This is a genomic window from Vibrio sp. 1402 (assembly GCF_033340275.1).
Window position 1 is genome coordinate 1 of record NZ_JAWOWE010000681.1, and the last position, 523, is coordinate 523.

The following is a 523-nucleotide window of genomic DNA, read 5'->3' on the forward strand; positions in this document are numbered from 1 at the left end:
GTCGAAATGAAACCGCCAAAGGTGTTGTCACCTTTACCTTCCGTCAGTTGGACTGCTTGTTGCGTTTCAAGGTTAAGCAGGTAATAGTTGCGATTTCCGTCGAAATCACCTGCAAACAGCAGCTTTTTTCCATCCTGAGTAAAGCACTTCTGGTAAAAGTAGTTACGGTGACAAATCACGTCCGTTGGCGTTAATCGCGTCACTTTCACTTGGGTATCACTATCAACAAACGTTTCGAAGTTGAGAGTAATCACATCACCTTTAGCCATAATATATCTCCACAAAAGGGCTGCCCAAGCGAGGGCAGCCAAAACAAAAATTCAGATTATTGGGTCGTTGTCGCGGCTACTTTAGAGGGCTGCGTGTCTAGCTTGGCACTCTTCTTCAAGCCGTAGCCCACAGCAAAGACTGACGCTGCACAGGCAAGGAACAATAGGCGGCCCCATAGTGGGTTAGGAATCAACATCATCAGTGTTAAACCTGCGGCCATGTAGATAACCAGCGTACCCAATTTCGCGCGTTG

General features: G+C 47.2%; 1 protein-coding gene and 1 pseudogene. Both read right to left on the minus strand.

The genetic code is table 11. The features are described from left to right. Nucleotides 1-269: oligogalacturonate lyase family protein (locus R7044_RS27920; RefSeq protein WP_225456335.1), on the minus strand; the 269-nt coding region annotated here is incomplete at its 3' end. Nucleotides 270-325: 56 nt separating this feature from the next. Beyond that, nucleotides 326-523: pseudogene (locus R7044_RS27925) on the minus strand (transporter); the annotation flags it as partial.